Origin of the sequence: Paenibacillus sp. FSL R5-0486 (genome assembly GCF_037975155.1) — a bacterium.
Classification (GTDB): domain Bacteria; phylum Bacillota; class Bacilli; order Paenibacillales; family Paenibacillaceae; genus Paenibacillus; species Paenibacillus amylolyticus.
In genome coordinates this window covers 745,066-769,260 of record NZ_CP150237.1, presented here as the reverse complement: position 1 = coordinate 769,260, position 24,195 = coordinate 745,066, and the positions used below count along the sequence as shown (strand labels likewise).

23 protein-coding genes and 1 riboswitch are annotated in these 24,195 nt (G+C 48.1%); of the genes, 7 read left to right on the top strand and 16 right to left on the bottom strand.

Translation table 11 applies throughout. From position 1 onward, the window contains the following. Nucleotides 1-113 precede the first annotated feature (113 nt). Nucleotides 114-1,118 (bottom strand): amidase domain-containing protein, encoded by a 1,005-nt coding sequence (locus tag MKY01_RS03570; RefSeq protein ID WP_036614248.1) that lies wholly within the window; start codon nucleotides 1,116-1,118, stop codon nucleotides 114-116. 377 nt (nucleotides 1,119-1,495) lie between these two features. Between MKY01_RS03570 and acnA the strand changes: the two genes are divergently transcribed. Continuing rightward, nucleotides 1,496-4,210: an aconitate hydratase AcnA gene (gene acnA / locus MKY01_RS03565; RefSeq protein ID WP_036614112.1), complete on the top strand. Its 2,715-nt coding sequence runs from the start codon at nucleotides 1,496-1,498 to the stop codon at nucleotides 4,208-4,210. 110 nt (nucleotides 4,211-4,320) lie between these two features. On the opposite strand, the gene MKY01_RS03560 is transcribed toward acnA, so the two are convergent. The 7 genes from MKY01_RS03560 to MKY01_RS03530 all read right to left on the bottom strand — a co-directional run bounded on the left by MKY01_RS03560 (nucleotide 4,321) and on the right by MKY01_RS03530 (nucleotide 8,834). Continuing rightward, on the bottom strand, nucleotides 4,321-4,635 hold the full coding sequence (locus MKY01_RS03560) for a hypothetical protein (RefSeq protein ID WP_339285386.1): 315 nt from the start codon (nucleotides 4,633-4,635) through the stop codon (nucleotides 4,321-4,323). Between the two features lie 35 nt (nucleotides 4,636-4,670). After that, nucleotides 4,671-5,069, bottom strand: a complete 399-nt coding sequence (locus MKY01_RS03555) for a hypothetical protein (RefSeq protein WP_253505535.1) — start codon at nucleotides 5,067-5,069, stop codon at nucleotides 4,671-4,673. Between the two features lie 214 nt (nucleotides 5,070-5,283). Beyond that, nucleotides 5,284-5,493, bottom strand: a complete 210-nt coding sequence (locus tag MKY01_RS03550) for a hypothetical protein (protein ID WP_339285384.1) — start codon at nucleotides 5,491-5,493, stop codon at nucleotides 5,284-5,286. 13 nt (nucleotides 5,494-5,506) lie between these two features. Continuing rightward, nucleotides 5,507-6,067, bottom strand: a complete 561-nt coding sequence (locus tag MKY01_RS03545) for a VanZ family protein (RefSeq protein ID WP_339285382.1) — start codon at nucleotides 6,065-6,067, stop codon at nucleotides 5,507-5,509. 28 nt (nucleotides 6,068-6,095) lie between these two features. After that, a complete protein-coding gene (locus MKY01_RS03540; protein ID WP_339285380.1) occupies nucleotides 6,096-6,959 on the bottom strand; it encodes a M15 family metallopeptidase in 864 nt (287 codons plus the stop codon). Nucleotides 6,960-7,057: 98 nt separating this feature from the next. Then, complete coding sequence (locus MKY01_RS03535; protein WP_339285378.1) at nucleotides 7,058-8,146, bottom strand: HAMP domain-containing sensor histidine kinase; 1,089 nt, start codon at nucleotides 8,144-8,146, stop codon at nucleotides 7,058-7,060. Then, nucleotides 8,139-8,834 (bottom strand): response regulator transcription factor, encoded by a 696-nt coding sequence (locus tag MKY01_RS03530; RefSeq protein WP_036614121.1) that lies wholly within the window; start codon nucleotides 8,832-8,834, stop codon nucleotides 8,139-8,141. The genes MKY01_RS03535 and MKY01_RS03530 overlap by 8 nt, the downstream gene beginning before the upstream one ends. 84 nt (nucleotides 8,835-8,918) lie before the next feature. Between MKY01_RS03530 and MKY01_RS03525 the strand changes: the two genes are divergently transcribed. The 4 genes from MKY01_RS03525 to MKY01_RS03510 all read left to right on the top strand — a co-directional run bounded on the left by MKY01_RS03525 (nucleotide 8,919) and on the right by MKY01_RS03510 (nucleotide 12,267). Next, complete coding sequence (locus tag MKY01_RS03525; protein WP_036614123.1) at nucleotides 8,919-9,869, top strand: YafY family protein; 951 nt, start codon at nucleotides 8,919-8,921, stop codon at nucleotides 9,867-9,869. A 73-nt stretch (nucleotides 9,870-9,942) separates the two neighbouring features. Then, complete coding sequence (locus tag MKY01_RS03520; RefSeq protein ID WP_339285376.1) at nucleotides 9,943-10,761, top strand: zinc ribbon domain-containing protein; 819 nt, start codon at nucleotides 9,943-9,945, stop codon at nucleotides 10,759-10,761. Between the two features lie 466 nt (nucleotides 10,762-11,227). Further along, the gene (locus MKY01_RS03515) at nucleotides 11,228-11,395 is read left to right on the top strand and encodes a hypothetical protein (RefSeq protein WP_017690769.1); all 168 of its coding nucleotides are present in this window, start codon (nucleotides 11,228-11,230) and stop codon (nucleotides 11,393-11,395) included. A gap of 182 nt (nucleotides 11,396-11,577) precedes the next feature. Continuing rightward, nucleotides 11,578-12,267, top strand: coding sequence for a hypothetical protein (locus tag MKY01_RS03510; protein ID WP_339285375.1), 690 nt, complete (start codon nucleotides 11,578-11,580; stop codon nucleotides 12,265-12,267). A 381-nt stretch (nucleotides 12,268-12,648) separates the two neighbouring features. On the opposite strand, the gene thiC is transcribed toward MKY01_RS03510, so the two are convergent. Both thiC and MKY01_RS03500 read right to left on the bottom strand, forming a co-directional pair. After that, nucleotides 12,649-14,433 carry a phosphomethylpyrimidine synthase ThiC gene (thiC, locus tag MKY01_RS03505; RefSeq protein ID WP_339287078.1) on the bottom strand — a complete coding sequence of 595 codons (1,785 nt, stop codon included), beginning with the start codon at nucleotides 14,431-14,433 and terminating at the stop codon, nucleotides 12,649-12,651. A 417-nt stretch (nucleotides 14,434-14,850) separates the two neighbouring features. Beyond that, a riboswitch (TPP riboswitch) is annotated at nucleotides 14,851-14,964 on the bottom strand. Nucleotides 14,965-15,113: 149 nt separating this feature from the next. After that, entirely contained in the window at nucleotides 15,114-15,857 is a 744-nt protein-coding gene (locus MKY01_RS03500; RefSeq protein WP_017690772.1) for an IclR family transcriptional regulator, read from the bottom strand. Nucleotides 15,858-16,216: 359 nt separating this feature from the next. On the opposite strand from MKY01_RS03500, the gene MKY01_RS03495 reads away from it, so the two are divergent. Both MKY01_RS03495 and MKY01_RS03490 read left to right on the top strand, forming a co-directional pair. Then, nucleotides 16,217-17,242 (top strand): alpha/beta hydrolase, encoded by a 1,026-nt coding sequence (locus tag MKY01_RS03495; RefSeq protein WP_036614129.1) that lies wholly within the window; start codon nucleotides 16,217-16,219, stop codon nucleotides 17,240-17,242. A gap of 156 nt (nucleotides 17,243-17,398) precedes the next feature. Beyond that, nucleotides 17,399-18,679: a Fe-Mn family superoxide dismutase gene (locus MKY01_RS03490; RefSeq protein ID WP_036614131.1), complete on the top strand. Its 1,281-nt coding sequence runs from the start codon at nucleotides 17,399-17,401 to the stop codon at nucleotides 18,677-18,679. Nucleotides 18,680-18,826: 147 nt separating this feature from the next. Here the strand turns inward: MKY01_RS03490 and MKY01_RS03485 are convergent, their stop codons facing one another. The 6 genes from MKY01_RS03485 to queG all read right to left on the bottom strand — a co-directional run bounded on the left by MKY01_RS03485 (nucleotide 18,827) and on the right by queG (nucleotide 24,173). Continuing rightward, a complete protein-coding gene (locus MKY01_RS03485; RefSeq protein WP_036614132.1) occupies nucleotides 18,827-19,051 on the bottom strand; it encodes a hypothetical protein in 225 nt (74 codons plus the stop codon). A 70-nt stretch (nucleotides 19,052-19,121) separates the two neighbouring features. Further along, nucleotides 19,122-19,976 (bottom strand): lipoate--protein ligase family protein, encoded by an 855-nt coding sequence (locus tag MKY01_RS03480; RefSeq protein ID WP_339285372.1) that lies wholly within the window; start codon nucleotides 19,974-19,976, stop codon nucleotides 19,122-19,124. Nucleotides 19,977-20,165: 189 nt separating this feature from the next. After that, the gene (gene folE / locus MKY01_RS03475) at nucleotides 20,166-20,759 is read right to left on the bottom strand and encodes a GTP cyclohydrolase I FolE (RefSeq protein WP_036668229.1); all 594 of its coding nucleotides are present in this window, start codon (nucleotides 20,757-20,759) and stop codon (nucleotides 20,166-20,168) included. Nucleotides 20,760-20,816: 57 nt separating this feature from the next. Continuing rightward, nucleotides 20,817-21,080: a YneF family protein gene (locus MKY01_RS03470; protein ID WP_017690778.1), complete on the bottom strand. Its 264-nt coding sequence runs from the start codon at nucleotides 21,078-21,080 to the stop codon at nucleotides 20,817-20,819. Nucleotides 21,081-21,245: 165 nt separating this feature from the next. Continuing rightward, nucleotides 21,246-22,277, bottom strand: coding sequence for an HD domain-containing phosphohydrolase (locus MKY01_RS03465; protein WP_017690779.1), 1,032 nt, complete (start codon nucleotides 22,275-22,277; stop codon nucleotides 21,246-21,248). A 15-nt stretch (nucleotides 22,278-22,292) separates the two neighbouring features. Then, on the bottom strand, nucleotides 22,293-24,173 hold the full coding sequence (gene queG / locus MKY01_RS03460; protein ID WP_315371265.1) for a tRNA epoxyqueuosine(34) reductase QueG: 1,881 nt from the start codon (nucleotides 24,171-24,173) through the stop codon (nucleotides 22,293-22,295). Between the last annotated feature and the right edge of the window lie 22 nt (nucleotides 24,174-24,195).

The following is a 24,195-nucleotide window of genomic DNA, read 5'->3' as shown; positions in this document are numbered from 1 at the left end:
TGATGCTGTCATGCTTGCATGCTCAGCACCCTTGTTATTCTGCTTGCATTATCTGGTCTTATTTTACACGGAACTGGATGTCTGCGTCACCGCATCCCGAAAATCTTTCGTCATCAAAACTCATCTGCAATATGAAAAAGCCGGTATACCGTCCGCTCCGTCCAAGCGTAAGAATCCCGGTAATCCCAAAAGCGGTGACGGCTGCTAACCGTATGTGCGTTAACAAGCGGCATACCGCCTGCATCAAACGCGGTCACAACGGTGCTGTGCTGAAATCGTCCATCTCCATCCCAATCGTAGAGAATAACATCGCCGAGCATCAGCTGCTCAGGACGCTCCACTTCTGTCGCGGTCAGACCCCAGCTGCTGCCTGACAAATAACGCTCCAGACTGTTGGAAACTGCCCAACTGTAACTCCACATTTCGGAGCCGTTCACATACCCTTTATACCACCAGCCGGCTTCTCTTCTACCAGTATAGTGGATGGGTGCGCCCCCTGCAAAGAGACATTGGGACACGTAATTGGTACAATCCACATCAAATTCCTCAAATGCCGGATTCCCCGCATTCCACCACCGATCTGCATAGGCAACCGCCAGATCTCTGCGATATGACTGTTGCCGTGAGCTTCTTCCTTGACCCAACACTTCCCGATTCAGCAACGGCCGATTCATCGCCTGTACAAAATCAGCTTGTTGAAACGGACGTCCTTCCCCAGCAGGGCGACGCTCCGGCACTTCTCGCTCGACCCGTCCAATGATCCATCCACCACTCTGCCGCAGAAAGGTTAACCGCTCCCGCTCAATCCGGTCCTCCCGGTGGGTGATCCCGCTCTTCTCGTAGAACAGTCTGCTATACAATTGTACATCCACCACCGCTTCTTCCTGGCCATCCATAAGCGTGCGCACAAGCTTGGCGCTGGTCTCGCTGCGAAGAGGCACGGCGCGCCGCTTACGATACCATTCGTCCAGCCTTGCCATACGCTCTCCCCGTTCCACCACGAAGTCAGGATCGGTAACGATCCGTTCGCTGGTCTGTGGACGGTAGTCGATCTCACAGCGATTGTACTGGTTCACGTAAGTATATAAGGCACTCTTCCATTCCCGTTCCAAGCCTATGTCCCCCTTTGGCATGAGTTCTGTCTGGAATATTTCATTGCGTATATAAACTCCTACTATTCATATGAAAGGGTCTTCGGTTGTATGTACACGGCTCAGGAGAGAGATCCGAAATTCGGCAAATACAGGTACACAAGATATCTTATTCCTGCTCGCTTCACGAAAACGCCTTCATCGGTCCAAAAGCTTGCTTGATCAGGCAAAAAGACCTTTACGTACGGAGGTGAAAACGGTATACTTAAAACTAAAGTTATGATTATGAAATTACGTTTCATCTGATGAAACTAACGAACAAGAACACGGAACGATGAAGGCCTGTTCTTCACCTAAATGAACGTTTTCTTCATCTCACCGACACATCCCAAGGAGGTACATGTATGTCAGCAAAGAATCATTTCTCCGCCGCTCGCAGTCTTGAGGTTGGAGGCAAGTCTTACCGCTACTACAGTCTCGATGCTCTTCAGGAAAACGGCCACGGCGATCTTTCCAGGCTTCCTTTCTCCATTAAAGTGTTGCTTGAAGCAGCAATTCGTCAATTCGACGGACGTGCTATCACCGAAGAACACGTAAAACAACTGACCGGCTGGGCAGATGGCCGTGACAATAACAAGGAAATTCCATTCATCCCTGCACGTATCGTTCTGCAGGATTTCACCGGTGTACCGGTTGTCGTTGACCTCGCTGCAATGCGTGATACTGTGAAAAAAGCAGGCGGCGATCCAAAACAGATCAACCCGCTCGTACCAGTCGATCTCGTTATCGACCACTCCGTTATGGTTGATGCTTTTGGTACCAACGATGCACTTGATTACAATATCAAAGTTGAGTTTGAGCGTAATGAAGAGCGTTACCGCTTCTTGCGTTGGGCGCAAACGGCATTCAACAATTTCCGTGCAGTTCCACCATCCACAGGGATCGTTCACCAGGTTAACCTGGAGTATCTGGCTTCCGTGGCAGCAACAAAAACCGTGGACGGCGAAACCGTTGTATTCCCGGACTCCCTCGTAGGTACAGACTCCCACACCACCATGATCAACGGACTTGGCGTTGTTGGTTGGGGTGTTGGTGGTATTGAGGCTGAAGCAGGTATGCTGGGCCAACCGCTTTATTTTGTAACACCGGACGTTATCGGTTTCAAACTGACAGGCAGCCTGAGCGAAGGCGCAACAGCAACGGATCTGGCACTGACTGTTACCCAATTGCTTCGTAAAAAAGGCGTTGTTGGTAAATTCGTAGAATTCTACGGACCAGGTCTTGCCAACATCGGTCTGGCTGACCGTGCAACAGTAGCCAACATGGCACCAGAATATGGCGCAACGATCGGTTTCTTCCCTGTTGATAGTGAGACGTTGAACTATTTGCGTAACACTGGCCGTCCTGACGAGCAGGTAGAATTGGTTGAAGCTTATTACAAAGCTCAAGGCATGTTCCGTACTTCAAGCACCGTTGATCCTGAATTCACAGATGTGATTGAACTGGATCTCGGCTCTGTTGTACCAAGTCTTGCAGGACCAAAACGTCCACAAGATCGCATCGAGCTGACACAAATGAAAGAAAGCTTCAACAGCATCATTCGCACACCTGTAGATAAAGGCGGCTACGGTCTGAGCGATGAGAAAATCGAACAATCCGTACCTGTGAAGCATCCGGACGGTTCCAACAGTGAACTGAAGGCAGGCGCTGTTGTGATCGCGGCGATCACAAGTTGTACGAACACTTCGAATCCAAGTGTTATGGTTGGAGCGGGACTACTGGCGAAAAAAGCAGTTGAACGAGGCCTGACCAAACCAGGATATGTGAAAAGCAGTCTGACACCAGGTTCCCTTGTGGTTACCGAGTACCTGGAAAAAGCAGGTCTGATCACGTATCTCGACAAACTGGGATTCAACGTTGCGGGCTACGGTTGTGCAACATGTATCGGTAACTCCGGCCCACTGCCGGACGAAGTGAGCGAAGCTATTGCTGAGAACGATATGACCGTAGCGGCTGTATTGTCCGGTAACCGTAACTTCGAAGGCCGTGTACACGCACAGGTTAAAGCCAACTACCTGGCATCACCACCACTCGTTGTGGCATATGCACTTGCGGGTACCGTAAATATTGACTTTGAAACCGATCCAATCGGTTATGATACGAACAATGAGCCTGTATTCCTGAAAGACCTCTGGCCTACCTCCGAGGAAATCAAGGATACCATCGCTAGTTCCCTGAACGCTCAGATGTTCCGCAACAAGTACGAGAATGTATTTACAGCCAATGAGCGTTGGAATTCAATTTCTGTACCGGAAGGTGAACTGTACGAGTGGGATCCGAACTCCACGTACATTCAGAATCCTCCGTTCTTCCAGGAGCTTGGCGACAAGTTGAACGATATCGCAGATATCCGTTCTGCACGCGTTATGGCATTGCTTGCGGATTCCGTAACAACGGATCACATCTCGCCAGCAGGTAATATTGCACCATCCAGCCCGGCTGGACTGTACCTGAAAGAACATGGCGTAGAGCGCAAAGACTTCAACTCCTACGGTTCACGCCGTGGTAACCATGAAGTCATGATGCGTGGTACGTTTGCCAACATTCGTATTCGTAACCAGGTGGCTCCTGGTACAGAAGGCGGTATCACGAAGTACCTGCCAACGGACGAGGAAATGTCCATCTACGATGCTTCCATGAAGTATCAGGATGAAGGACAGAACCTGATCGTTATCGCAGGTAAAGAGTATGGTACAGGAAGCTCCCGTGACTGGGCGGCAAAAGGAACATTCTTGCTCGGCGTCAAAGCCGTTATCGCAGAAAGCTTCGAGCGTATTCACCGTAGTAACCTGGTCGGCATGGGCGTAATGCCATTGCAATTCCAGGAAGGTCACGGCTGGTCCAGCCTTGGTCTGAACGGACGTGAAACGTATGACATTACTGGCCTCAGCAATGATGTGAAGCCAGGACAAGAGTTGAAAGTTACCGTAACTCGTGAAGACGGTACACAGTTCGAATTCCCTGTCATCGCTCGTCTGGACAGCATGGTTGACGTGGATTACTACCATAACGGCGGTATCCTGCAAACTGTATTGCGTCAAATGATGAAAAAAGCTTAATGATATAAATCATTAATGTGATGAAGTTATACAGAAAAGCTCCCTGCCACGTGCAATCAGCACGTGGCGGGGAGCTTTTTTTTGCTTTGCTTTTTATACTCGGGATATGTTTAAAAATCAATCTTCAAGCCAACTTCCGAATCATCAGGTGGCTCAGCTATACGATATATACCTCTGCATTTTAATTTCTCTACGTTAATCCAGTCTACAAACTCATCTCCTCCGTAGCATCTTACAAAAACGGCATATTCCAGCTCACCCTCATAATTAATGGACTCTATGTATTCTGTGAATGGATGTTTCCCCTCTATACTCTGCAAAAAATCTGAAAATTCAATTCTCCACTCTTCCATCTTCTCTGCATATTGATCGGGGACATAATAGTAGAATCCATCTGGCGTATAATACGAAATTTTCATTATCATCTTGCAGACCTCCTATTAGTATGTCGTGTAACGGTCTAGAGTTTTAAGATCTCTATACCTTCTTTTAGAAATGATGAGACAAGCGTATGATATTCAATTCCATATGCTAATTCCTCTTTGGTTTTATGTATAAGATAATAGGAATATTTCTGCATCAACTCATGCTCGTTTAACTCAATGGGAAGGTTAATAATCTCAACGTCTTCCGAATTAAAATGATAACGATACCCTCTTTCTGACCTTCCTACGTTTATCACTGTTTGGATGACCATTAATTCATCACGTGTGACATTATTTATTAAAGCCGATCTTCTCTGTTCCATACCAAGTATGATCTCTTCAGCCTGTTGATCAATCTTAGCTTCAGCAATTTCAGTTTCAATTTGCATAATGGCTTTCATTGTTCCTGCTAGTTGTATAGCTAATGAATACAATGTATGTCCTCCTTTTTTTGTAAGAAATAGGTACTAACGCATCATCTCTACTCTACCTCATTTACGATGTTACTCGCAAAGTTCACTGATCCTCTCCTGAATTTGAGACCTTATGAAACACTAAAAAACTCCTCGTAAAGTGCACTCTGCACGTTACGGGGAGCTGTGGTTTCAGTATGTGTGTGTCCTCCGTTGCTTCAAGGCCAACTGCCTTTTAATGCCCAATGTGATGTGTGGCTTGATCTAACAGTTGAATTGTGCCCATGATCAGAAACAAACACGACAGAGCAATTAACGAGCCTCCAACCCATCTAGACATGATTACTCGCTCCGTAATCTGTTTTTCCGAAGCATCCGTTACCTTGTGTGGATACACGAGAAATATTAGCCCTGCGCTAATGAACAGTACAGCCATTATAATCAAGTTCTTCCCCTCCTTACACGTGACTTTCCTTAGAATTCAACTTTTTCGTCGTCACGTGGGATTCTCCTCCCACCAACACCTTTTTCAGACCCATAGCCATAGTGAAAACAATATATCCAATCAAGCCGCCGAGTGTATTAAGCATCAGATCATCCACATCGAATATGCCCATGCCAGTCACTAACTGTGTCACTTCATAGCCCAGACTGAGCAGCAGGGACAGCAGGAGCACCTTTACTCCAGAGAATAACTTGTTGCCCGTCAACACAGGGATGAAGATGCCCAGTGGAATAAAGGCCAATATATTGCCTACTAGATGGATTGCGGTACCCGGACGATGCAATGACAGGCTGTTCCAGTCTCGTGAGATTTCCTGAAATGGTGTCAGGTTGACGGTTCGGTTATGGACCAGATCCGGTTGTTGCAAGAACGCCATCAGTCGATCCTTCACGATGCCAAAATCGACCGGGCTTCCTTTAAACAGGATCAGCTTCGTAAGTAGATATACATAGATAATGAAAACGGCAATCCAAAGGATGTAATGTTTGCTTTTCTTCTGGTTGTTGTGCTTCATGCTACTCCTCCTCCTTTGTGTTGCCCTGTTATTTCTTTACAGTGACGATGACGCCATCCATGTTATCACCCGATATTTCAGTTTGGCCTTGCTCAGGTATGTAAACAGTTGTATCTCGGGTGGCCCGATAATAGCGGATATGATACTGCTCTTCCTCTACTTCCACAGTAATGTTCTCTTTCTCTTTAAGCATATCGAGATACTCTTCCAGCACCAGATTATTCTTATACATGACAGCACTGTGCGGCAGCCCTACATATCGAAAGTGCCATGGTTCATACTGAATACCGGTGATGCGCACTTTATCCTTTGGGTAACGTAAAATAAATCCGTATTTCCATGCATTCTTCTCCAGCCAGGCACCCTCTGGTGCTTCATTCATCGCAGCCAAGCTCGAGCCGATATCCAGGGATAACCCAAGATTGTGCTCACTGTGTCCCGCAGGAAGCGCATAGTCTGAACCCTTTTCCCGATATAACTCGTCCTGCTTCGCAAAGTCCCTGTAACCGCTACTGACGAGAAAATATCTGACTCCCTCTTCGCCTGCTACTTCAACCATCCTCTGAAACTCCTGCGCCACCTGTCGTGATAACATGATTTTCTGATCCAGTATCCCATATCCACGAAGCAGATCATCCTCATGTGCCACATATACAATATCGGATTTAACTCCTTCCGGGTGTACGGGGTATTGCTTATCAACCAGTAACAAATTGCCCTTATGTATCTGATCCTGAATGTTTCCGGTGACGGATACGGTATAACCTGCGAGATTTTCACGCGTATTCTGAATCTCGATGGGCAACTCATCCTTCTGCTGAATCCATCCCGGTGATTGCGTAACAATATATCCGATCAAAATGATACATATCAAAAAGCCCCACTTTTTCATGCTTGTTCCTCCTTTTACCTCATACATCAAGGATAGACAACACAAGTTAAAGAAAAAGCAGGGCAATTTTAAAGTTTTTCTTAAATTTGACGTCAATCTTATTGGAAGACGGGTAAACGAACTTCGAATAACGTCCGTACCACGTCGCTCTGAGCCGAGATCGTACCGTCATGCTGCTCCACAATATTACGAGCGATAAACAGTCCAAGACCTGTCCCACCCTCCTGAGGGGTCCTGGCACGATCTCCGGTGTAATACATATCGAAGATATGTGGCAATTCCTCTGGACGAATATGTCCACCATAGTTAATTACCTGAATGATGACCTGTTCTGCATCCCGATATCCATTAATATCTACGTACATGCCATCCTTGCCATGCCGTGCAGCGTTAATTAGCAGATTCTCGAACACACGAGCCAGCAGCTCGCCATCACCGGAGACCGTAAGGTCAGTCTCTATTTTTAGTCGGGCGACTAGTTGGTTCTTTTCAAATACAGGATAGAGCTCTTCGTTCATCTGCTTCAGCAGTTCGCTAAGATCCAGCTGTGTCTTGTTTATAGGCAACATGCCATAATTCATACGGGTAATTTCGAACAAATCATCAATCAACTTCTCCAGGCGCTGTGATTTGGTGAATGCAATCGACGTAAAGTGCCGTACCTGCTCCTCCGTTAACTGATCATCCTTCATGAGCAGATCCAAATATCCAAGCACAGACGTCAGCGGTGTTCGCAGGTCATGCGCCAGATTGACAACAAGCTGGTCCTTACTATTTTCAGCAAAATCCCCTCGTTCTACTGCTTCCTTTAGCTTCTCACTTGCCAAATTCACATCCTCCGCAATCGTACCTAACTCGTCCTTCGAGGAGATCTGCACACGATGCTGAAAGTCACCGTTGGCCAAATGCCTGATCCCTGTAGAAATATCCTTGAAATACGTCGCGTAGGGCTTGGTAAACCAGAAGAAAAATAGAATGGCGAGTGGGATAAATAAAATCAGGAAGAAATAGATATCCCCGATACTTCTCATAAAATGACGATATTCAGCGAGCTGATCTTCTGCACGGACACCCGAATAATAGGCTTGCATAAGCTTATAAATCCCATAGGTAATTGCACCAGAGGCAAGCATGCTTAACCCTAGCAACATAATCATGGTTGTACGAAAACTTCTTCGTTTAGTCATTAAACGTGTACCCCACACCCCAGATGGTTTTGATAAACTTGTTCTTGTTCACATCTTCCCCCAGTTTTTTGCGCAGGGTCCGAATGTGGACCATCACGGTATTCCCACTCTCGTAATAGGCTTCTCCCCAGACCTGTTCAAAAATGTTTTCTGCACTGAACACCTGCTTGGGGTGGCTCGCGAGCAGATACAAAATGTCAAACTCCTTCGGTGTTAGTTCCACTGGTTTGCCGTAGAGTGTAACGCGATGTTGATCTGGCGTGATGATGAGCCCACCTTTCTCCAGAATGGACCTCTGCACAGGCGCAGACTGGCTGAATTGCAGAGAACGACGTAACTGGGAGTTAACCCGGGCAACAAGCTCCATCGGATTAAACGGTTTGGTCATATAATCGTCCGCACCCATTACGAGTCCCGTAATTTTATCCATATCTGACGTTTTGGCACTTAGGAAAATGATCGGTAAATGATGCTGCTCCCGAATTTTACGGGTCACCTCATACCCGTCCATACCAGGCATCATAATGTCCAGAATCGCCAAATCTATCGCTTGGGTCTGAACAGCTTGAACCGCCGCCTTCCCATCAAAGGCCTTGATGGTGTGATATCCTTCTTTTTGTAAATGTAAAGCAACCAGATCAGCGATCTCAACTTCATCGTCTGCGATCAGAATCGTAATTCGCTTCATTGCTTATTCCACTCCTATGTGTGATGCTCAACAATATAACATATTTGAATCCAACAGATAAACCAATGAAAGGAATCCATACATATGAAACTGGAGCGTTTATTAGCCATCGTGGTGTTGCTAATCAATCGTGGACGGGTACAAGCCAAAGACTTGGCAGATATGTTCGAAGTATCAATCCGCACCATCTATCGGGACATCGATACATTGGGTCAAGCAGGTATCCCTGTGGTGACGTATCAGGGGGCAAGCGGCGGGATTGGTCTGGCAGAAGGCTACCGTCTGGATCGAAACGTATTAACAGACAAGGACCTCGCCTCCATCGTCACTGCACTGCGTAGTGTATCCACTTCCCATGCTAATGCGGCGCGTGAGCTTCTGGTCGAAAAACTCAGCAGTATCGTACCTGAATCCAAAAATGACGATTTTCAGGCCAATACCAATCGATTCATCGTGGATTACTCAACCTGGACGCATCCCGAAGCGCTGAAAATCAAGCTTGAACTTATCGAACAGGGTATGGATCAATTACGCCCCGTAACCTTTACCTACTGCAGTGCGGAAGGTATTCATACTCACCGAACTGCCGACCCTCATACCATCGTACTCAAGAAACATTCCTGGTACCTGTATGCTTTTTGTCACGAGCGGAATCAATTTCGCATGTTCAAGCTTGTGCGCATGCAAGATGTTACACTTGCTAATGAGCACTTCGAGCGTAAAGTCATTAACCCACAGGACAGACCCTGGCAACAGGAATGGAGCCGTCCGGATAATCAAGCTAGGTTAACCTTGAAATTCCATGCTCGCGTCCGTCATATTGCGGAAGAATGGTTTGGGATCGAGAACGTCATGCCTGATGGGACTGGGTATTATATCAGCCAGGTTGCTTTTCCCGAGGATGGCTGGTTATATGGATTCATTCTAGGCTTCGGCGCGGACGTTGAAGTATTGGAACCTCAGCATATTCGGGATGAAATCTGCCGTATCGCGGAGCAAATTGTACAAAATTATATACCTCCGACTCAAACCTGACAGACAGCTGTCCAGTTCCTACCCGTATACTTCAGATATATTCAATCTGTACATATATGAGGAGGAATTAATCATGAACGTCACTGTATGTCAAAGCTGCGGCATGCCGCTCACAACCCCTGCCCAATTCGGAACGGAAGCAGATGGAAGCACAACCCGTGAGTACTGTATTTATTGTTACAAAGAGGGCAAGTTTGAGCAGCCCGGTATGTCACTAGAAGGCATGACGGAGATGTGCACTGCCATTCTGAAGGACGAAGGCATGGATGAGGAATCCGCTCGTTCGATGCTGCGCAACCAGCTTCCTTTTTTGAAGCGTTGGCGCACGAATACAACGGATCAACACACAGAATCTCTGGCTGAAAACTCTACTGCTTCCGCTAATCCTGGTCAGGTAACAACAGAGCATTCGTTCTCTGCCCAGCCCGTTCGTTATGTCACGCTCCCCGGCAAACGTCTTGCCGGCTTATCCGCCCGCACAACCAACGCCATTGAAATCAGTGGCAAAGGTTGTATTCAGGGACTCTGGAACAATTATTTTACCTCAGAGCACCTACCTGCACCTGAAGTTGTTCGCTATGGTTGTTACACGGATTACACCGATGGGATAACCGGAGAATACACCATACTGGTAGGGCATGAGGTCAGTCCGAACGAATCGTTGCCTGAGGGATTGGACGACATTTTACTCCCTCCTGCAACTTACGCCATATTCACTTCCAGAAAAGGACCGATGGCAGAGGTTGTTGGCGAAGCCTGGGGAGCCGTGTGGGCATGGGACAAACAAAGCGATCGTACGTTCACCGGGGATTTTGAATTATATGATGAACGCAGCCTGAATCCCGAAAGTGTACAAGTGGATATATACATCGCTGTTCGCCAAAGTAGATAAAGCCAACACGATACCACCTCAGACAGAATACAAGTTTCATCGCATCCTTCTTCATATCATGCAAGCTGCCGAGTACACTCGGCAGTTTTTTTGTTATATCCGGAACTACATTACTCCCTAAACAACCCGACCATGGTACCAAGTTAGTTAGCATGCTTTGCATCATTTAACCAGATAATATGCCTCATATGCGGGTACCATTGACTTCCTTAAAATTGGGACTATTCACATAACAACCGATTCGATCCTCCCATATCAAACCTTTCATATCAGGTCCTTTTCTCCTGAATTTCCCTAAAAACGTTTACATCTCCTTAAAACCGGGTAAAATCACTACAATCCAATTGGAATTACGCTTTAAACTCTTCTATTTCGTCTAACAAGTCACATGTACCTATATGCGCACCTGGCATGGTAACCAGTCGAAATACATAATTCAAAAAAACGCATCAAAGGAGGAACCAAGATGATCCGCATGCCTATTCAGCAAATGATCCCGTACCATCACCAATATCCGCGCAACACGGCGACCACTGCTCCTAAAAAGGAGAATGAGAACACTCAAGGTCTATCCTTTCATGAAATTCTGCAACAAAAAATGGCGAAGAAAAATGCTTCTCCTTCCCTTAGATAAAAATGGACACCGGACCGACCCTAGTCGAGTCAGGTTATCAACCGTCTTTCCGCAGCTTGGCGGAAGGGCGGTTATTGGCGTTGAGCAATAAACGACTGTACAGTTCTCAGGCATGTTTCTATAATGGTTTAAATATCTAAAAGATCCATGACATATACGAACTGTAAAAGGGGACTTAGCACATGATCACCATTGGTTGTTTTCACGCTCATTATTCCAACATCGCCTTAATTGAAGAGACGCTTGCTCCTTATGAAGTTGAATTGGTCCATTACGTCGATCCAGGTCTGGACCGTCTTAAACATGACGCTGACTTTTCCGAGGTTGTCATTCACGAGAAGGTAGCCCAGACGCTCCAATGGATCGCTGAGTGTCATGCCGATGCCATTCTGGTCACGTGTACCCTGTTTGCGACAGCATTGGAGCAGGAAGCCATACAGGTCCCTGTGCCTGTGATCGGCATAGATGATCCGTTATTGCAGGAGATGCGGCGAGTAGCAGGAGATTACATAATAACATTCACCAACCCGGCAACTATTGAAGGAACGATGGCACGGTTGAATCGGGTATTACAGCAAGAGGATGAGAATGGGCAACTACACGTTGCCAAGACATCTCAGACGGAAGCGGTGTGCATCCCTGGGACATTTGAGTTGATTATGCGTGGAGATCAGCAAGGGTATCTCGAAGCGGTACGAGAAGGCTTACAGCAGATTGCTGAGCAGTACCCGGGTAAAGCGGTAGTGGCGGCCCAACTGTCTATGGCTCCCGCTGCTGCACAGGTTACAATAGATCGCGGTATTCCAATCCATAGCCCGCTGGCATTGCTTGCGGCGTATTTGGAGAAGGATTTGGGCTTGGCTCGACAGTAGCTGCTGATTTGGAGTGAAGTAACAAGTTCTATCTGAAACTATGCAACTATGAACTCACTTACTTAGTAACACCACAAATTAACGAGGTGAACTAATATGCGATTCCTCTATATTGTTTTACTGTTTATAGTAGGTTTTTCCTGTTCCGCATTTCTATACGGAGGAGCACCAAAACTCAGTGATGCTCTTTTATTCGTTATCGCAGGAATTCTGTATAAGATATGGACCACACTTAATCACAAAGCTAATTCTGATAAAGGCTGAGTATGGTTAAGAATACATACATGACATAACACTAAAAAAAGCCGTTCTTCTCTGCAATGACAGAGAGAAACGGCTTTATCTCTATTTCAGACTGCCCAGCTTGCGCTGTACCGGCGCCTAGGAACGTGTCCGATATTCTTCGGCCTTTTCCTGCATCCCGGCAGCTACAGCCTCATTCTCGGACAATCCTTTATCTGCGGCAAAGGCACGAATGTCCTGCGTAATGCGCATGCTACAGAACTTTGGTCCGCACATGGAGCAGAAATGAGCTTCCTTGGCCCCTTCTGCTGGCAGCGTCTCGTCATGGTAGGATAATGCCCGTTCCGGGTCCAGTGACAGGTTGAACTGGTCCCTCCAGCGGAACTCGAACCGTGCTTTGGACAATGCGTCATCCCGGCGCTGAGCACGCGGATGTCCCTTCGCCAGATCGGCGGCGTGAGCTGCGATCTTGTAGGCGATGACCCCTTCCCGCACATCATCCTTGTTGGGCAGGCCCAGATGTTCTTTTGGCGTAACATAACAGAGCATGGACGTGCCGAACCAGCCAATCATGGCTGCCCCAATGGCGGACGTGATGTGATCATATCCTGGCGCAATGTCGGTCGTTAGCGGCCCAAGTGTGTAGAACGGTGCTTCTTTACAGATTTCCATCTGCAAGTCCACATTCTCCTTGATTTTATGCATCGGCACGTGACCCGGGCCTTCGATCATCACCTGCACATCATGCTTCCATGCGATCTGCGTCAGTTCCCCAAGCGTAGCCAGTTCCGCCATCTGAGCTTCGTCATTCGCATCGTAGATACTGCCTGGACGAAGTCCATCTCCCAGCGAAAACGCCACATCATACCTTTTCATAATCTCGCAGATTTCTTCAAAATGGGTGTACAAAAAATTCTCCTGATGATGCGCAAGGCACCATGCTGCCATAATGGACCCACCTCGAGACACAATGCCTGTCATCCGCTTGGCGGTCATGGGGATATAACGCAACAGTACACCTGCATGAATCGTAAAGTAGTCCACGCCCTGCTCTGCCTGCTCAATGAGTGTGTCACGGTACAACTCCCAGGTCAGCGCTTCCGCTTCGCCATTCACCTTCTCCAGCGCCTGATACAGCGGTACCGTACCAATCGGCACAGGTGAATTACGGATGATCCATTCCCGGGTGGTATGAATGTTTTTGCCTGTGGACAGATCCATCACCGTATCCGATCCCCATCGTACCGCCCAAGTCATCTTCTCGACCTCTTCCTCGATGGAGGAAGATACGGCAGAGTTACCTATGTTGGCATTGATCTTCACGTGAAAATGACGACCGATCAACATCGGCTCACTCTCCGGGTGATTGATGTTGGATGGCAGAATGGCCCGTCCACTCGCCAGCTCCTGCCGCACAAATTCCGGCTCCACGCCTTCACGAATGGCGGCGAATTCCATCTCAGCCGTAATGACTCCCTGCCTCGCATAATGCATCTGAGTCACGCAGCGTCCTGGCTGTGCTCGCAGCGGTTTGCCACGCAATCCGGGGTACTCTTCAGCGCCAGCTCTCTTCCCTCCGGGCTTCAGTCCGTTATCCTCCGGTTTAACTGTACGGCCTTGGTAAGCTTCGACATCGCCACGCTCTGTGATCCAACGTGTGCGCAGAGCTGGCAGACCTGCACGGATATCGGCGTGAAATGCGGGATCGGTCATCGGGCCGCTCGTATCGTAGACACGCAGCGGTTCGTTATGCTCCACCCCTTGGGGAGTATTCGTGTCATGAAGGGCTATCTCACGTTCCGGTACAGCAATGTCCGGCCGTGAGCCCTGAATGTAGACTTTGCGGCTGCCCGGAAAGGGCTGAACCCGTCCGGCCGCCCCTGTTTCCTTTTCCACCTGCTGACCGTTATGTTCCTGTTCCATCGCTTGTTGTCCCGTTTGATTTCCTGTACTCATGTTCGCTTGTCTCCTCCTCAGTGTTCGTCGCTTGTTTGGTTGGTTTCATCATTAGGTCGCTTACGTACCTGTCCAAATCATGCGCAATGCAGAGAAGAAAGAGCGATCCTACACCAGACCAGGGGAGACACTTTTCATGTACAGTTAACAACAGACGGAGGCTGCCACAAATCATGAATCTATGGTGACTCCTCTCCTTATCCAAGCCCACTTTCGCAGGTTATTGAAAAAGAAGCCCATAAAATCCGCGCTATATCGCCCGTTCCCTGTATATAAAAAAGCCGGTCCCCGAAGGAACCGACTTTTATGTCCATCACCAATAATGCACCTTTACGCAGCTCCTTAACGGAGCCCTACAAGGGTCACATCATGTGGTGGTTGTGGTCATATCGCCGATTACTTCCCTACGCTGGTATGATCCAGATCAGGTGCAAAGGGTCCGGAATCTCATGCGATTCCGTCTCAGTCCGGACAATTCGGACTCCCCCAGTAACGTTAATAAGTTGCGGCTTACATAAGCCGCCGTTCATATTCAATGAAGCTGGCCCCGCTGGGCCGTCCATTACAGAGTAGCGCAACCGGAACATAAAAACAACCTTTATATTCCAAATGATCAAACTCTATTGGAGAAAAAACTTACCTCAACATCAGGATAACATGAGCCCCATTTGCGTAGCAGCATCCTTCAACACAGGTGCGTATTCATGCAATGTCTCCTGCGAAAGTCGGCTGACAGGTCCTGAGACCGAGAGCGCAGCTGCAATATTGCCTCTGCGATCCATAATAGGTACAGATACCGCGGCAGCTCCCGGCTCACGTTCCTCGTAACTTGTGGCATATCCGTTATCCCGGATATCTCCCATCTGCGCTAAATACACCGCGGGATCAATAAACACCGGCCATTCCGGCCCGTTCATCAGTTCTTCACGATCCTCGTCCGTGGCAAACGCCATCAGGACTTTGCTGGAAGCCCCCACAGACAGCGGGAGTCTAACACCAACGGGAGCAACTCGGCGGATCGCCTGATCACTTTGCACCGCCTGAATCCGAATCCGTTCACTCCCATCACGCAGGTACAGACTCACGGTCTCACCCAATCGATCTCTCAGTCGCTCCATCGCAGGCAACAGCAGAATAGCGGGATCATCACTGCGGGACATATGAGCTGACAGCTCCCAGATTCGGATGCCAAGTCGGTACTTCTCTGTTGCTGCATCGCGGATCACGAACCCTCGATCCTCCAGCGTAGCCATCAAACGGTGCACTGTACTTTTGTGCAGGCCAATCTGGCTGGCAATTTCGGTGAGTCCCAGATCACTGCGTGTGGTAAAACATAATAATATATCCAGCGCCCGTTCCACAGCCCGGACGGTTAACTTGCGATCTTCCATGGCATAATGCCCTCCTCATGTTTCATCACATGAAACTTGGTTACATAAATTATATGAGAAACGGTCTCATCTGTAAACCAAAAAGAGCCAAAATCAAAATAGGCCAACGTGTAAATTTTTCCTTTTTATAAGACTTAATCCCCTGTAATTTACACACTAAGGTAATGTTACCCATATATCTTAAGAACTATATAACAATTGCGTAACAAATGCCCTCAATCAATTGACTTTGACTATATTGGAACATACGATAAAGATATATTACATTAAGATATCGCTCTGAAGCAGGCTCTGAAATCGACGCAATTCTCTTTTCATGTCGTTGTTATCTTCAACTGAACTTCAAAGGAGGGGCATTCATGTATCAATCATCCCAGAGCGAAGCCCCGCTGCAAACAAAAGTGTCCGATCTGCCCTCTTCCCTATCACCGAGGCTGATTCGGTTCAAACATATTATCGTAGCGTTGCTGCTCTCCGTTGTATTTTTTCTACTGTTTTGTTTTATTGCACTGCATGGTTATATCGCATGGGTATTATCCAATCCAACGGTAGCGCCTGTCTTCTCCAATCCGATGCAAGCCAAGAACATGAAGTATGAAGACATCACGTTCCCGGCAGCGGATGGCAGCCGCACGATGCAGGGATGGTATATACCTGCTGACAATGCTGCAAGCAAAACGATTATTTTCAGTCACGGCTATGGTGCCAATCGTGAAGAAACATGGGTACCCATGTATGACCTGGCACATTATGCCCATCAACTTGGGTTTAACGTGGTCATGTTCGATTATGGCTTCGCCTCACAGGTGAACAAAGCTGTAGCCACAGGTGGCAAAGCTGAGTCACAGCAACTGCTCGGTGCGATCCAGTTCGCCAAGCAACGTGGTGCGCAGGAACTGGTTGTCTGGGGCTTCTCGATGGGTGCCGGTACAGCGTTACAAACCGGACTGATTACGAAGGAAGTGGATGCAATGATTCTGGACAGTGCGTTCCTGCTGGAGCCAGATACGCTGTACCACAACATTCACAACCAGATCGATCTGCCACGTCAGCCTACACTGGAGATCATGAAACTGTTGTTCCCTGTTCTGAATGGTACCGGATTACAACAGATTCCATACCAGGAAGTGAAAAAGGAAGATTATCCGTTCCCGATTTTCTTCATCCATGGTACAGAGGACGAGAAGGCGCCTTATCCAATTGCGGAGCAACTCGCCGCCAACCAGACCAATCCGTACTCGGATGTATGGATTGTCCAGGATGCGCATCATGAGTTGATCTTCCGGGAGCATCCAAAGGAATATCTGCGCCGTGTCTCAACTTTCCTCAGTCATGTAACGAAAACAAGCAGTGACGATGTGCAAAACACGAATAATGGAGAATAACCAAATTTCAATCACCGAACTTTTCGTTGATTCCAGAGCCCTCAGGGGCTCTTTTTTTTTCACTCATAGGACAACAAGCTCGGAGAATATACTCTTGGGACGCATGAACAGAGGGTCTGCATGCAATGAATTTCATCTGAAGGAGGTTCAACATAGATGAACTGGTATGAATATGGTCACCTGCTGCCTCTGCGGACATTGGAGGAAATCCGTTTCTGGAAAGAGCAGGAGAAAGAACATACACTCGTCATTCGTGCCCTGGTTCCTGATCTGGAGCCCCCATACGTCAAGCTACTGGAGGAATGGGAGGTTACCTTTGCAAACAGTGAGCGAGTAGCCAATCAGCTTTTAAAACAGCTATTGCCCGCAACCCATCCACCAGCCCCCTACATCGTTCGTTGTATCGATCAACTTGTGGCGGCAGCTCGTAAGCAATCGAGGGAGTTCATCAAACAGCTGTATGTTCTTCTGGAGCAAAGTGCTGCTGTGCAAGCTGTACCGCTTGCCAAAGTACTCATTCTGCATTTTATCCGCGAATCGGAGTATTTTCTGGGCGTTTTGGATACGCTTGGCCAACCGGGCATCTTGCGTGAAACGGATTCGGAGCCATCACTTTTTCTGGAAAATGCGTTGCATACGTCAGAGTCAGGAAGCGTCCATCGCCAAGCTTCAGAAGCTCCAACTTCTCCAGAGGGAAATATAAATGCACCTGCGGCTTCAGCTCAGATCCAATCCGCAACCATTCAAACGCCTTCTACCGGAACAACACAAGCCACACCCAGCTCTACAGCACCTCCTGTAAAAGAAAAGCCGGTTCCCATTGGAGGACACACACTGCCGCCTCTCCCCTATGCGTACAATGCGCTGGAGCCACATATTGATGAGCTGACGATGCGTATCCATCATGATAAACACCATCAATCTTATGTGGACGGACTGAATGTAGCAGAGAAGAAGCTGGCGGAATCGAGAAAAAAGAATAACTTTGAACTCATCAAACATTGGGAACGTGAACTTGCCTTCAACGGGGCAGGCCACTACCTGCATACGATCTTCTGGACAATTATGAACCCTGCTGGCGGCGGCAAACCTTCCGGTATGCTCGCAGAGCAGATCAAGCGAGATTTCGGAAGTTATGAAGCGTTTAAGAATCAATTCACAGAAGCCGCGAACAAGGTGGAAGGCAGTGGCTGGGCGATGCTTGTCTGGAGCCCGAGAGCACATCGTTTGGAGATTTTGCAGGCGGAAAAACACCAGAACCTGTCCCAGTCCGATATCGTACCACTCCTGCCACTGGATGTGTGGGAACATGCCTACTATCTGAAACATCAGAATGAACGCAAAAAGTATATCGAGGATTGGTGGAACGTTGTCTACTGGCCCGCTGTTGCCGAGCGTTACGAAACAGCACGCAAGTTGTTGTGGCCGCCTTATTAAGCTTTGGGTTAGATGGATTAGAGAAAAAAGAGATATCTCCAGCCGAATGACTGAACGATATCTCTTTTGGTGTAGACAAAAAAGCAAGCCTCCTGTAAAAAGAGACTTGCTTGTATTTTGAGAGACTTCCTATTTCTAAATGTTCACTTAAGAAGCACAGCCCTCGCAAGCCACATAGTTGTCGCCAACCTGTTTGCTAATGGAGATCAGATCGCCCAGCTTGATATCAGACTCGTCTGTAAACTCCAGATCGGCTATACGTGCAACGATCAGTGCAGCAGCCTCTTCCTTGCTTGTTGCCATTTGGCTGAACTCGGATTTTTCGCCTGTTGATACAACCTCATATAAATACGTATATCTCAATGTGTCCATCCTAACACTCTCCTTCCGAAATCACATCATATCATCTCTATTAACCAATTCCAAGCCCTAGTAAAAAGTGTTAATCGTATCGCAGCTTCATCTGCTCAGCTGTCAGGCGTACTTCTTCAGAGCCAACGCTAAGCACCCTGCTGGTCTCCGCCTGTGGATAGCGATCCCGTAGTGTTCGAACCAAAGCCGCAGTATATGCCGCGGCTGAAGGTACACCTGCCAATTCTTTCAGACTTGCCATCGTGCCAGGCTGAACATCAGGATATCCTTCACTCGCCCCACCTGCTGCATGCTGATAGAATTGTCGCACGTCCGCTGCCAGTTGATCTCCCTGACCTTCCACGATGATAAAAGCCGTAATGATATACGCCTTTGCCTGCCTGCGCTGGGCAATACCACAGAATTTTAGGCCACCTACACTGACATCATAATCTCCCGGGCAAAAAGCACCCTGAACCTCACCAGTTTGCGCCTGATTCGACCACGGCGTTAGCGACTCGGCAATAATCGAAGCCATCTCACGGAAATCATCATGAATATTGATGGCATGTCCGGGATTAGGCAGAATCAGCGACACATTAACTACCCCTGGGGTTAAGGGTACTGCCGCTCCACCCGAAGGCCGAACACAGACCGCTGTCCCTTGGCTTCTAATCTGTTCCATCGCTTGTACAGCCTGTGGCAACCTGCGGTCACGCAGACCCGCTACAAAGGCATCTGGGTGTCTCCATATATGTGCAACAGGTAGATGCCCTGCCCCAACCCGCCTGCACATAACTTCTTCCCAAGCAAAAGCTTCGAGTACACTACTACCTTGTCGCATGAGTGGTGTCTCCCAGATTTGCAGGCGCAATGTAGCCTGTTGATCTGCCTGTAGTCCCTTTTCCGGCTGAACCGGATGATCTGAATGGGAAGATACACTCATCGTTCCATTACCTCCGGCTTAACAAATTCATATGTATCCAGTATATAGGAAGGACAACGCATATATAAATAAGCCGGTTCCCAGGGAACACGGCTTATTTATATCACATCCTATGGCTTAGAAACTGCTGCATCCAAAACCAAAGGAACTTACACATCCGGCTTGTCCAGCGAGTGGACATACCTGATCTTAATCTTTCACCAAAGACAAGAACTCCGCACGTTGTGCCGGATTCTCACGGAAAGAACCACGTACAGCAGACGTCACCGTCTTGCTTCCCGGTTTCTTCACGCCGCGGGAACACATGCACAAGTGCTCGCCTTCCACAACGACCATAACTCCATGAGGCTCAACGGCCTCTGTCAGAATGTCAGCGATCTGTGAAGTAATACGTTCCTGAACTTGAAGGCGACGTGTTACTGCTTCGACCAGACGAGCCATTTTGCTCAGACCAACGATCTTGCCGCTTGGTACATACCCAATGTGCACCTTGCCGAAGAACGGCGCCATGTGGTGCTCACACTGACTGTAGTAGACAATATCCTTGACGATAACCAGTTCTTCATGATTCTCGTCAAACGTGACACCGAGCACATCGCGCGGGTCTACTTCATATCCGCCAAAAATTTCTTCATACATTCGGGTCACACGTGCAGGCGTTTCAAGTAGCCCTTCACGTGTACTATCTTCTCCGATCAATTTCAGGATCTGCTCTACATGATACTCGATCTTCTCCCGATTGTCGGATACTTTTGAATTCAAATAATCTTTAACGCCAGCCACTGCCAAACGCCTCCTTTCGAACCACAATAAGGTAAGCAGTTATTCACTTCACTGCTATTATTTTCGGCGGCCCGAACTTTTACGCGCAGGATGCTGTTGCGGCTGAGGCATTTTCGCTCCTGGCTGCTGATTCTTCATCATCTGCTGGGCACGCTGCATTTGCTTGCCATTCAGGTTGTAGCCCATTTGCTTCGCCATTTTCTGAAGCATGTCCGGATTGCTTTGCATTTTCTCAAGTTGTTTACGCAAGTAGAACACCCCGATGAAAAATCCCCCGACCAGACCAACAATCAATGTAATAATCGGTATAACAATATCCATCTCTTAGACACCTCTGTATGCATTCTAAAAAGCCTGATAATCCGTGTCACTTCATGATGTTTGACACACATGTTGCAAACCTGACACAGAGCGGATTTCCTGAAAGTATCATAGCATTTCCGCACGCCTTGAGCAAACGGATTTTCCAGTTGAACCGCACACAAGCTACGTCATGACAGCTTCAATGAAAACGGTTGTATGCTGAGCCAGATCGATTTCAACCACATCCAGAGAATAACGCGTACTTCCGCGTGCCACCCTGATTACAGGTCTGCCGGGCAATCCCCGATGTTGACGCACAATGACTCCAGTCTCTTTGGTGGACAGTCGTACCGCTGTACCATTGGGATACACGGATACACTCTTGTTGAACTCAATCAGAATGTCCCGATCCAGCTTTGTACCAGACAACGCCATCATCTCTTCACAGGCCTCATGTGGCATCAAACTGTCCTTGGATAAACCATTAATGAGATTATCATAGATATTAGCCACACTAACGATTCTCGCAAACAGATGTATGTCACTTCCCTTGATCCCTCTCGGCATGCCTGTACCATCTACATGCTCATGATGTTGCAGGGCTGTATGGGCGACCAACAGACTGAACTCCCGTTTGTTCTTAATCACTTCGAATCCACGCCATGTATGATGCAGCGAAGAATTTGCAGCAGAGCCACTACCAGGAGGTTCCCCCACTTTGCCAATATCATGCAATAATGCCCCCACAGCAAGGTCCTTCAGTTGATTATAATTGAGTCCCATATTCAGTCCGATGACCGAAGACAACAAACATACATTCATCGCATGAACATACTGTGCATTGTCTTTGGTACGAATATCGGTGAGCTGCACAAGCATTTCACGTCCGTTCAGTACATCATTCAGCAACTTCTCTATACTGAGGGCAACTTTCCTCGGACTCCAGTCTTTCCCGGATCGAATGGATTCGAGTGTGACACTCATTTCATTAATTATTGCCCGTTTCGTGGTTTCATCCAGAATGTCTTCTGCATCCACATCTTTATACGCTTCATCCTGGATGTATAACATGGTCACGCCAATACGCTTCAGCGTATTGACCATGTATACGGTGAGCTGGACTCCGGCAGACAGCAGTACCGTGCCGTTACTGGAATATACCGTCTTGCCCAGAAGCTCTCCCGCTTCCACGCTCTCCACGTTTACATACTTCATGAACGTCCCCCGCTCTTACGATAGCTGCTCCAATGCGAGCAATTGCTCCTTGGTTTGCAGACCGCCTACATAACCCACCAGGGTACCGTCTTTACCACTGATACGGTGACAGGGAATAATAATCGGAATCGGATTCTTGCTAATGGCGTCCAGAACTGCACGAACAGCCTTGGGTCTGCCGATGATTTCCGCAACCTGTTGGTGTGATGAGGCCTCTCCATAAGATATATCGGACAGAACTTGCCATACTTGTAGCTGGAATGGTGTTCCAAGCCGATCAAGCTGCAAGTCGAACGTTTTTCTCTCCCCTGCAAAATACTCCTTTAACTGTTTTGCAGCTTCGCTGAGCTTCTCTTCATTCTTCTCATATCGATACTCGCCAATCCAGATGCGGGCCCATTGTTGCAGATGAGCTTCGCGTACGTGAAAGGCGCCAAAATCTATGTGACACAGCCCTTCATCCGTCGCGCATAACGTAAGAGTACCAATCGGTGTCAGTACCTCATCGTAGTATACGGGCTTGCCATGAAGACCCGTAACAGCTGAAGGTTTCCACGCTGCGGCTTCCGGTTTGGCAGGCTGTGCAGACTGCTCACTACCCGGTTCAATCCCGGCTTCCATTTTCAAATCCTGTTGTAACGCACGTAAGGAATTATTCTCGTTGTTCTGTTCCTCTGGCTGCTTCTCACTCACTTGTCCAGCCTGTGGCTGTTTGGGTAAGGTCTCGGACGAACTCAGTCGCTCCTCGGCCTTCTGCAGCATGCTTAGTACGTTCCCATCTTGTTCGTTAGCGGCAGCTTCCCCAATTGCTCTCATGGCGTCTTCTCCTCCAATTCTGCTTAACGCCCAGGCTGCGGTTCCCCGCAACTCGGGGCGCGGATCACGTTTTAATACTTCTGTAAGTTTGGGTACAGCACTTTTGTCTTTGAAATTGCCCAGGGCAATAACGGCGTTGCGTTGAATCGGCTTTTTGCCCCGCCAAGCGGCGGAACTCTGACCGAAACGTTCCTTGAATTCCCGGTTACCGATGTCCAGCAGCGGCAGTAGGAGTGGCTTCACAATCTCCGGATCGGGGTGAAACTCGGGATGGTGATCCCAGTTCTTGCCCCGGTTCTTCGGACAGACAATCTGACACGTGTCACAACCGTACAGACGGTTGCCTATTTTCAGCATAAATTCTTCATCCACGAACCCTTTCGTCTGGGTTACAAAAGAAATACAGCGCTGTGCATTCAACTGCCCCGGCCCCACTAATGCTCCTGTAGGACAGGCATCGATACATTTTGTACATTCACCGCAGTCTTCGGTCACAGGTGTGTCTGGTTGAAAAGGAATATTCGTTACCAGTTCTCCGAGAAAAATCCATGATCCGAATTTTGGTGAGATAATGGCACAGTTTTTGGCACTAAAACCAATCCCCGCACGCTGGGACACCGCACGATCCACCAATGCTCCGGTGTCTACCATGCTTTCGATCATGGCTTCAGGTACGCGTTCCTTTATAAAATTGACCAACTTGTCCATCGCTGCACGCAGGACCTGATGATAATCCTGACCCCAAGCCGAACGGGCAAAAATGCCTCGATACGCACCAGGCTCCGATTTCGGCGGATTCACCATTTTGGATGGGTATGCCACGGCTATTGCAATAAGTGAAGCGGGCTCGCCATCTTTTAAGGCGGGGTGCACCCTTTTTTCAATATCCGGCTCTTCAAAACCTGAAGCATACCCTTTATCCCGCGACTGCTCCAGCAGCGACTTCAGGGAAACAAAGGGATCAGCCGAAGCAAAACCGATATCATCAATGCCCAGTCCGGGGCCAGCTGCCTTGATCTCCTGTTTTAACTTTTCCCATACGGAGGCATCCTGTGCTGCCCCGGTCTGTACGCTCGTCATTTCTCTTCCCTCTCTTCTTCCA

What these genes read in the sequence shown, in the direction of transcription:
- MKY01_RS03485 (WP_036614132.1), bottom strand. Translation starts at nt 19,051, where the DNA reads ATGGACACATTGAGATATACGTATTTATATGAGGTTGTATCAACAGGC.
- MKY01_RS03490 (WP_036614131.1), top strand. Translation starts at nt 17,399, where the DNA reads ATGAACTGGTATGAATATGGTCACCTGCTGCCTCTGCGGACATTGGAG.
- MKY01_RS03520 (WP_339285376.1), top strand. Translation starts at nt 9,943, where the DNA reads ATGAACGTCACTGTATGTCAAAGCTGCGGCATGCCGCTCACAACCCCT.
- MKY01_RS03500 (WP_017690772.1), bottom strand. Translation starts at nt 15,857, where the DNA reads ATGGAAGATCGCAAGTTAACCGTCCGGGCTGTGGAACGGGCGCTGGAT.
- MKY01_RS03535 (WP_339285378.1), bottom strand. Translation starts at nt 8,146, where the DNA reads ATGACTAAACGAAGAAGTTTTCGTACAACCATGATTATGTTGCTAGGG.
- MKY01_RS03510 (WP_339285375.1), top strand. Translation starts at nt 11,578, where the DNA reads ATGATCACCATTGGTTGTTTTCACGCTCATTATTCCAACATCGCCTTA.
- MKY01_RS03465 (WP_017690779.1), bottom strand. Translation starts at nt 22,277, where the DNA reads ATGAAGTATGTAAACGTGGAGAGCGTGGAAGCGGGAGAGCTTCTGGGC.
- MKY01_RS03540 (WP_339285380.1), bottom strand. Translation starts at nt 6,959, where the DNA reads ATGAAAAAGTGGGGCTTTTTGATATGTATCATTTTGATCGGATATATT.
- queG (WP_315371265.1), bottom strand. Translation starts at nt 24,173, where the DNA reads ATGACGAGCGTACAGACCGGGGCAGCACAGGATGCCTCCGTATGGGAA.
- MKY01_RS03480 (WP_339285372.1), bottom strand. Translation starts at nt 19,976, where the DNA reads ATGAGTGTATCTTCCCATTCAGATCATCCGGTTCAGCCGGAAAAGGGA.
- MKY01_RS03525 (WP_036614123.1), top strand. Translation starts at nt 8,919, where the DNA reads ATGAAACTGGAGCGTTTATTAGCCATCGTGGTGTTGCTAATCAATCGT.
- MKY01_RS03545 (WP_339285382.1), bottom strand. Translation starts at nt 6,067, where the DNA reads ATGAAGCACAACAACCAGAAGAAAAGCAAACATTACATCCTTTGGATT.
- MKY01_RS03470 (WP_017690778.1), bottom strand. Translation starts at nt 21,080, where the DNA reads ATGGATATTGTTATACCGATTATTACATTGATTGTTGGTCTGGTCGGG.
- MKY01_RS03560 (WP_339285386.1), bottom strand. Translation starts at nt 4,635, where the DNA reads ATGATAATGAAAATTTCGTATTATACGCCAGATGGATTCTACTATTAT.
- thiC (WP_339287078.1), bottom strand. Translation starts at nt 14,433, where the DNA reads ATGGAACAGGAACATAACGGTCAGCAGGTGGAAAAGGAAACAGGGGCG.
- acnA (WP_036614112.1), top strand. Translation starts at nt 1,496, where the DNA reads ATGTCAGCAAAGAATCATTTCTCCGCCGCTCGCAGTCTTGAGGTTGGA.
- MKY01_RS03530 (WP_036614121.1), bottom strand. Translation starts at nt 8,834, where the DNA reads ATGAAGCGAATTACGATTCTGATCGCAGACGATGAAGTTGAGATCGCT.
- MKY01_RS03495 (WP_036614129.1), top strand. Translation starts at nt 16,217, where the DNA reads ATGTATCAATCATCCCAGAGCGAAGCCCCGCTGCAAACAAAAGTGTCC.
- MKY01_RS03515 (WP_017690769.1), top strand. Translation starts at nt 11,228, where the DNA reads ATGATCCGCATGCCTATTCAGCAAATGATCCCGTACCATCACCAATAT.